This window comes from Microbacterium sp. bgisy203, assembly GCF_057706945.1.
The window spans coordinates 1-2,044 of sequence record NZ_JBYIPF010000018.1; the positions used below are offsets into that span (position 1 = coordinate 1).

The 2,044-nt window shown below is 69.1% G+C and carries 2 protein-coding genes; both read left to right on the plus strand.

Annotated elements, in window-relative coordinates; all coding sequences use genetic code 11:
- Positions 1–5: 5 nt before the first annotated feature.
- Positions 6–1,196 (plus strand): IS21 family transposase, encoded by a 1,191-nt coding sequence (gene istA / locus AC3ENQ_RS14030; RefSeq protein WP_431805354.1) that lies wholly within the window; start codon positions 6–8, stop codon positions 1,194–1,196.
- A complete protein-coding gene (gene istB, locus AC3ENQ_RS14035; RefSeq protein WP_431805353.1) occupies positions 1,196–1,981 on the plus strand; it encodes an IS21-like element helper ATPase IstB in 786 nt (261 codons plus the stop codon). The genes istA and istB overlap by 1 nt, the downstream gene beginning before the upstream one ends.
- Positions 1,982–2,044: the final 63 nt, after the last annotated feature.

Below are 2,044 nucleotides of genomic sequence, written 5' to 3' on the forward strand. Positions count from 1 at the left end.
TGCCGATCAAGGCGATCGTCCGGAGGCTCGGTGTCGCGCGGAACACGGTGCGGGCGGCGCTCGCGTCGGACGAGCCGCCGGTGTATCGGAGGCCGCCGCGCGGGTCGTTGGTCGACGCGGTGGAGCCGGAGATCCGGAAGTGGCTGCGTGTGGACGCGAAGATGCCGGCGACGGTGATCGCGGAGCGGATCGGGTGGGAGCACTCGATCACGATCCTCAAAGACCGCATCCGGCAGATCCGGCCCGAGTATGCCGGCGTCGACCCGGCGGACCGGATCGTGCATCAGCCGGGCGAGGCGGCGCAGATGGATTTGTGGTTCCCGGAGCCGCGGATCCCGGTCGGGTTCGGGCAGGCGGCGATGTTGCCGGTGTTGGTGATGACGCTCACGTTCTCGAGGTTCCTGGCCGCGGTGATGCTCCCGTCTCGTCAGGGCGGAGATCTGACCGCGGGCATGTGGCAGCTGATCGCGCAGGTCGGGAAGGTCTCGAAGACGCTCGTCTGGGATCGGGAATCGGCGATCGGCGGGAAGGGGAAGGTCACCCAGCTCGCGGCCGCGTTCGCGGGGACCCTCGCGACCCGGGTGGTGCTCGCGCCGCCTCGGGATCCGGAGTTCAAGGGAATGACCGAACGCAACAACGGCTTCCTCGAGACGTCGTTCCTGCCCGGCCGTCAGTTCGCCTCCCCGGCGGACTTCAACACACAACTGCAGGACTGGTTGCCGCGAGCGAACGCCCGGACAGTCCGTTCCCTCGGCGGCCGTCCCGTCGACGTCCTCGACAGAGACCTGGCTGCGATGACGGCGCTGCCGCCGCATCCGCCGGCCACCGGGCTGCAGGCGCGGGTCCGGCTGGGGAGAGACTACTACGTCCGCGTCGATGGGAACGACTACTCCGTCGATCCCAGGGTGATCGGCCGGCTCGTGGATGTCACCGCGACCCTGACCCGGGTGATCGTGGTCTGCGACGGGACCGCGGTCGCCGACCACGAACGGTCCTGGGCGACCAGCGCAGTAGTCACCGACCCTGCCCACGTGATGACGGCGAAGGGCTTGCGCAGCCAGTTCTCGGTCGCGAAACGCGAGCGGGAACGCGCGGGCCTCGCCTCACCGGAGCAGCGGGTGATGTTCCGCGACCCGGGCGACTACGACACCCTGTTCGGGGTGCGGTTCGATGAGACCACCGGGGAGGTGCTCTGATGGGCGCCACCACCGATACCGCCGCGACCCTCGGCTACCTCGCCCGCGCGCTCAAGGCGCCCACGATCGGGCGGGTCTGGGAAGACCTCGCCATCACCGCCCGCGGGGAAGGCTGGTCACACGAGGAATACCTCGCCGCGGTGCTGCAACGCCAGGTCGCGGACCGGGAAGCGAACGGCACCAGCCTCCGCATCGCCGGCGCGCACTTCCCCGCCGTGAAGACCCTCGAGGACTTCAACACCGACCACCAGCCCTCGCTGCGCCGCGACGTTCTCGCGCACCTCGCGACGACGACCTGGATCGCGAAGGCGGAGAACGTGATCCTGCTCGGCCCACCCGGGGTCGGGAAGACCCATCTGGGCATCGGGCTCGGGATCAAGGCCTGCCACGCGGGCTACCCCGTCGCGTTCGACACCGCCACCGGATGGGCATCCCGCCTGCAGGCCGCGCACCGCGAGGGGCGCCTCGAGCACGAACTGAAACGGCTCCGCCGCTACCGACTGCTGATCATCGACGAGGTCGGCTACCTGCCCTTCGACGCCGACACGGCGAACCTGTTCTTCCAGCTCATCGCCGCCCGCTACGAACAAGGCTCGATCCTCGTGACCAGCAACATGCCGTTCGGGCGATGGGGCGAGATCTTCGCCGACGACATCGTCGCGAGCGCGATGATCGACCGGCTCGTCCACCACGCCGAGGTCCTCACCCTCGCCGGCGACTCCTACCGAACCCGCGCTCGACGCGAGCTCCTCAAGACCCCGCCCACCCCGGGCGGAGACCGATAACAACAACCCAGGGGGTCAAGATTCAGACGACGAAAAGGGGTCAGGATTCAGCCGACGTTGACA

Coding starts and splice junctions, on each gene's coding strand:
- istB (WP_431805353.1), top strand. CDS start 1,196: ATGGGCGCCACCACCGATACCGCCGCGACCCTCGGCTACCTCGCCCGC.